The organism is Lujinxingia vulgaris, from assembly GCF_007997005.1.
Classification (GTDB): domain Bacteria; phylum Myxococcota_A; class Bradymonadia; order Bradymonadales; family Bradymonadaceae; genus Lujinxingia.
This window is the reverse complement of record NZ_VOSL01000135.1, coordinates 24,374-30,373: the sequence shown is the minus strand read 5'-3', so window position 1 is coordinate 30,373 and position 6,000 is coordinate 24,374. Positions and strand designations below refer to the sequence as shown.

Below are 6,000 nucleotides of genomic sequence, written 5' to 3'. Positions count from 1 at the left end.
GATGTTGCGTCGCACGGGGAAAAAAGATGGGGAGATGTAGGGAAGGCTCTGCCGGCGATCAGGTATGTGATGTGGACATAAGCGTCGAAACGCCGCGTCGTTACTGGATGTCAGGTGACCCACGGTCACTTTTGCAATGACCCACGGTCAGCAAACGCCAGTGAAGAAACATGGGGAGATTGCAGGATAAGCCCGGGTGTGTGCCGCGGATGAAGATGTCGCAAAAAACGCGTCGTTACCGGGGCTTACGAGACCCACGGTCGGTATCACCATGACCCACGGTCAGCTCGAAGTTGATGACCCACGGTCAGTTCGAAGGTGCGAAGTTGATGACCCACGGTCAGTTCGAAGGTCACTCGATCATTCGATTCCCCCGAGTCGACGAGTCGACCGAGAAAACCGGAAGTCCGGCGTTTGCAGCCAGATCTGCACGGATAGTCCGCTTACGTACCCAGCGAACTACGCCCACCGGATCGCCAACGAACCGGGCCACACGCGCGCTGCACGCCTCCTCTCGCCCATCGCAGAACTTCGTACTTACACTCAAATCGGCCCCGACGAACCGCGACAATTCGGTGAGGTTGCCAGCCCCCCACCCGCTCATTATAGTGCGCGCCATCGACGCCCCCCCGAAATCACGGGTGTCTCCCACCTTACGCCCTCCCCCCCTCCTCGAAGTGAGTCGAAGTTATGACCAGGCAGCGCACCACGAAGTTTGTCTTTATCACCGGCGGCGTCCTCTCCAGCCTCGGCAAAGGGATCACCGCCGCGGGCCTGGGCGCGTTGATGGAGAACCGCGGCCTGCGGGTGAGTTTCATCAAGCTCGACCCCTACATCAACGTCGACCCCGGGACGATGAACCCCTTCCAGCACGGGGAGGTTTTTGTCACCGACGACGGCGCGGAGACCGACCTGGATCTGGGGCATTACGAGCGTTTCACCACCACGCGTATGACCCGGCGGAACAACTTCACCACCGGCCAGGTCTACGATTCGGTCATCGCCAAGGAGCGACGCGGCGAGTATCTGGGGGCGACCGTACAGGTGATCCCGCACATCACCGACGAGATCAAAGCCCGGGTGCTCGACGCCTCCGAGGATTGCGATCTGATGTTCGTGGAGGTCGGTGGCACCGTCGGTGATATTGAATCGCTGCCCTTTCTCGAGGCGATTCGCCAGCTGGGCATTGAGCTGGGCCGCGAGAACGCCGTCTTCCTGCACGTGACGCTGGTCCCTTACATGCCCGCGGCCGACGAGGTCAAAACCAAGCCCACCCAGCACTCGGTCAAAGCCCTGCGCGAGATCGGCATTCAACCCGACTTTCTGGTCTGTCGTTCCGACCGTGACCTGCCGCGGGATATCAAGCGCAAGATCGCGCTCTTCTGCAACGTGCCCACCGAGCGCGTGGTCACCGCCCGCGACGCCAAGTCGATCTACGAGGTCCCGGTGCTCCTGGCCGAGGAAGGCATCGACCACGAGCTCGCCACCGCCCTCAACATCTGGTCGCGCGGCACCGACCTGACCGAGTGGCGCAAAATCGTCGACCGCATCCACAACCCCCGCCAGGAAGTCACCGTGGGCATCGTGGGCAAATACGTCGACCTGACCGACAGCTACAAGTCGCTCAACGAAGCACTCTTTCACGCCGGCATCGCCAACGAAGTTCGCGTGAAACTCAAGTTCATCGACTCCGAGGATCTCGAGCAGCTCGAAGCCGAGCATTTGCTCGGTGAGTGCGATGGCATTTTGGTGCCGGGCGGTTTTGGAAAGCGTGGCACCGAGGGCAAGATCCGCGCGGTGCGTTATGCGCGTGAGAATGACGTCCCCTTCTTCGGGATCTGCCTGGGCATGCAGCTGGCGGTGGTGGAGTTCGCCCGCAATGTCGCCGGGCTCAAAGATGCCAACAGCACCGAATTCAATCCTCAGTCCGCCGCCCCGGTGATCGCTCTGATGGCCGAGCAGGAGAACGTCAAAGACAAGGGCGCTTCCATGCGTCTGGGCGCCTATGACTGCGTGCTCAAAGACGAGAGTCGCTCGGCACGCATCTACGGCAACACCCTGATCAGCGAGCGCCACCGCCACCGCTACGAGGTCAACAACGCGCTTCGCCCCGCCCTTGAAGAGGCCGGGCTGGTCTTCAGCGGAACCTCTCCCGACGGCGTACTGGTGGAGATGATCGAACTTCCGGAGCAGCGCTGGTTCATCGGCTGCCAGGCCCACCCCGAGTTTAAGAGCCGCCCGGGCCAGGCTCACCCTCTCTTTGCGAGCTACATCTCGGCCTGCCTCGACAGCCAGCAGCAACGCAGCGACGCGTCGAGCGACAGCTCCAACTGATGAACGCCTAGTTCAGACCTTTGAGAGTTGCACCGGACGCGGCATTCGCATCGCCGGCTTCGATCCACACGAAGTCGGCGATGTTGTTTTCTTGAAGGTACTCAAGACGCCGGTAATCCTCCATGCGATCGCCAAACTCGCCGACGGTGCTCACCGGTACGATGACAACCACTGCTGCTTCGGCAACCGCTCGGGCTTCTCCCCGCTCGACCAGCCGACGCGCAATGCGTGGCGCAATCCCAAAACCGCGCTCGGCGTGCCCGCGACCGACAAGAAGAACCATCGCCTCAATGTCGGGATGCTCCGTGAGGGCAGCGACTGCATTGTCTGCCATTGTCTCATCCCAGAGCACCTGGGCTGCAAAGAAGCGATCGAGCGCCTCCTCATCGTCCCCCATGCCGTGGGAGGCGAAGATCGCGCCGAGCCACGCACGGTAACTCGCATCGCTCAGATCCAGGTCGGGGAGCGCGGCGCGCTCCTCCTCGCCAAGCTTCTCCAGGCCTCCTCGCCCCACCCGACGCACCTGCTCACGCGGCGCGTTGAGGGCGACGATGGGCGCACCGAACTCTCGGGCGATCCGCCACATCGGAGCGTACAACGCCCAGTCCACGCCCCAGCGCGACTCCCACTCCACGCCATGGAGCATCTGCGCCTCATCGATCCGGGCGGCAACGTAGGCGTCGAGCGCCGGCTGAAATCGAGCCTCGACCATCTCCACGCCCAGAGCGACCGGGCCTTCGGCCCGCTGGCTCAGACCGCGATAGACACGCTCCTGAACACGATGATGCCAGGGATCATCGTGCGACTCCGCCGCCAGCACATAGCGTGCCCGGGCCAGTCGCTCTATCAGCGCCTCCTCCTCCAGGCGCACACCGGTGGCCACCTCCCAGATCCCCGGCCCCAGCATCGTCGGCGATGGGCTCGCCTGCGTCGGGTCGGCCGCGGGCTGCTCACTGTGGTGCGACTCCGCAGGGGCAGTCGGAGCGCCGGCGCATCCCACGGCCAGGGTGAGCCATACCGCGATCATCCACCCGCCCCTCACATTCCTCACCTTCAGCGCCATCGCTTCCTCTCGTATCCAGGTTGTTCGCTCATTTCAGCGTACGCAACCGAACTGAGCACGTTCCCGGGTGCTAACCCCGAGACCAACGGTCCATCACACTTGTTGCGCAAAATCTGTGACCCACGGTCACCTTACATTCGACCCACGGTCACTTTTCGATCCCTTATTTGGCGCTCCCGCAGGCGACCCACGGTCAACTCAAACTCGACCCTGGGTCACTTTTCGACCCCTGACTTTGCGCCCCCGCAGGCGACCCACGGTCAACTCAAACTCGACCCTGGGTCACTTTTCGACCCCTGACTTTGCGCCCCCGCAGGCGACCCACGGTCAACTCACATTCGACCCACGGTCGCCTCACAATCCACGTTCACAGCGACAGCTCCGGCGGATCTTCTCCCGACCGAACAAAACTCTGCGCGTCAATCACCACCATCGGATCGCCGCGAAACATCTCCACCCGCCCCTCCACATAGACGAACTCACGCGGCTCAAAATCCGACTTCGTCATATCTGTAAAGCGTACCGGCCCGGGAGCCTGCACCATCAGCTCCTCGCGGTAGCGATGACGAAGGTAGAGCTTGGGGGGCCGCCCGCGAGGCGAATAACGATCGACCGACCCGAAGACCACCACCCGCTCACCCACCCTCAGCCGAAGGCGCGCCATCGCCGTGTCCGTCCCCAGCTCAATGACCTCGGGGTGTGCGGCCAGCCGCTCGCGAAACAGCCCGATCTGCCGCGCGCGCGGTGCCCACTCCTCAAAACGCTGCGGATAGTCATCGTAGCCACGCTGACCGCTTCGCCAGATGCCGCGCGCAGACCGCTGAGCCTCGCGCTGCGCCAGCTCGAAATGCTCGCGATACGGCTCGCAATGACCGTACTCGGTGGCATAGGGCGACCAGCCCGCGTGCACCGCCTCCACCCCAAAATTGAGCCAGGCTCCGGCCGGCGTTTTGACCCAGATATGCGCCAGATGCCTGCCGAAGAAGTCTCGGGTATGACGCTCCGAGGCGTATTCGACATAAACCTCGCTCCGCCCCTTAAAAAACTCGCGCGCCCAGGCCGTCGCCTCATTCCCCACAAAGGTACCGTAACTTCGGGTGAAGGACCCTTCACCCTTTCGCTCTCGCTGATACCCCTCCCAGTCGGCCTCGGCCCGCTCAAGTTCCTCGCCCCGTAGCACCTCCTCACTGTCGAGGCACAAAACGCGCACGCTCTTATCGAAGCCCACCAGACGCAGCGTGTCGCCGTCGACCACCGCCCCCTCCCGGAGTTGTGCGGACTGAAGTTCGCCGACCGGTCGCAGCGCCTCGGCGGGCTTCGAGGTTGTGGTGGTCGCCGAACGCTGCCAGGTCCTTACCGACTCGAGCGCCGTCTCCACGGCGTCGCATCCCACCCCCACACAGAGAAGCCCCGCGAGTAACAGAGCCTTTGTTAACATCGCGGGGCGCTCTCGCATCATCACCTCGTGCGGCTCTCTGTCCCGTGCGTTCCTGAGACCAGGCGCATCCGGTCGGCAGCTGACATCATTCGATCTCGGGCTGCGTCAGCTTCCCGAAACGCCCGCCGATGGCCAGATAGAAGCCGCCATCACTGAGCCAGAAGGAATCGAGCTCACCGCCGTCGGCAGCCTCCAGGTTAAGCGTATCGGAGGTCGCGTTGTAGATATGCCACTGGTTGAATCCCGCGCGCAGATACACCGCGCTGGAAGCGTCGGGGAAGTGCCGGCTGACCTCAAAGAAGGGGCGCAGCACGGTCAGCGAGGTGTTCATCTCATCCTCACCGATGGCGAGTTGCAACGAGCCGACCATCGCGCTCAACCCGACCGCCATCTCCCAGGTGTTGTCGCCCACCGCGTAGGCCGGCTCCAGACCAATGTACCAGGCGCCCACCGAGGGATCGCTTCCCCAGTTGAAGCTCGCCCCACCGGTCACCGAGAGCCGCAGCCCGCGGATGAACATCGCCTCCACCGAAAGATCGATATGAGAGGCCCCCTCCCCCTCAAACACCGCGCGACCATTGGGCTCGAGCACATATTCGTTAAAGCGGCCAAAGTCCGTGAAGAACCAGCCCGTCTCCACCCGTCCGCCCCAGGTCATCTCGAAAGGCTCGTCGAAGGGATCGTCCTCTTCGTCCTCATCGCTGCCCAGCAGTCGGTCGGCCTCTGCGAAGGGGTCTTCTTCTTCACCTTCCTCGGAAGCCGCCTCGTCGGTGCCTTCTTCCGATGCCGATTCATCGTCCTCGCCACCCTCTTCCGCTGACGCTTCGTCTTCTTCGGCCACGTCTTCGTCGGCACCCTCTTGCGTTTCCGCTTCTTCGGAAGATTCGTCGCTTTCGCCTTCTTCGGCGGGCGCGTCGTCCTCTTCCCCCTCCTCGGAGGCATCTTCCTCTTCGGTCGCTTCGTCTTCCTCGCTGGCCTCTTCATCGGCCTGAGCGACCTCCCCCCCGTCGCTCGCCTCGGATGACTCGGAGCTCTCGGTGGACGCCTCCACCGGGGGCGTCTCCTCAGCCGAAGCGCCCTCCTGCGCAAAGGCCGGAGCCGCGCTCGCGACGAGCGCCGCCATCATTACCACCATCAGACCCGTTCGTTTTGAGTGTCGCGTCAT

4 protein-coding genes are annotated in these 6,000 nt (G+C 63.2%); 1 reads left to right on the top strand and 3 read right to left on the bottom strand.

Annotation, left to right across the window (positions count from 1 at the left end; all coding sequences use genetic code 11):
* Positions 1 to 690 precede the first annotated feature (690 nt).
* Entirely contained in the window at positions 691 to 2,334 is a 1,644-nt protein-coding gene (locus FRC96_RS18270; protein WP_146976620.1) for a CTP synthase, read from the top strand.
* 7 nt (positions 2,335 to 2,341) lie between these two features.
* On the opposite strand, the gene FRC96_RS18265 is transcribed toward FRC96_RS18270, so the two are convergent.
* The 3 genes from FRC96_RS18265 to FRC96_RS18255 form a co-directional block, all read right to left on the bottom strand.
* Positions 2,342 to 3,361, bottom strand: coding sequence for a ChaN family lipoprotein (locus tag FRC96_RS18265; RefSeq protein WP_230470428.1), 1,020 nt, complete (start codon positions 3,359 to 3,361; stop codon positions 2,342 to 2,344).
* Between the two features lie 403 nt (positions 3,362 to 3,764).
* On the bottom strand, positions 3,765 to 4,853 hold the full coding sequence (locus tag FRC96_RS18260; RefSeq protein ID WP_230470427.1) for a thermonuclease family protein: 1,089 nt from the start codon (positions 4,851 to 4,853) through the stop codon (positions 3,765 to 3,767).
* Between the two features lie 67 nt (positions 4,854 to 4,920).
* On the bottom strand, positions 4,921 to 5,970 hold the full coding sequence (locus FRC96_RS18255; protein WP_146976615.1) for a hypothetical protein: 1,050 nt from the start codon (positions 5,968 to 5,970) through the stop codon (positions 4,921 to 4,923).
* Positions 5,971 to 6,000: the final 30 nt, after the last annotated feature.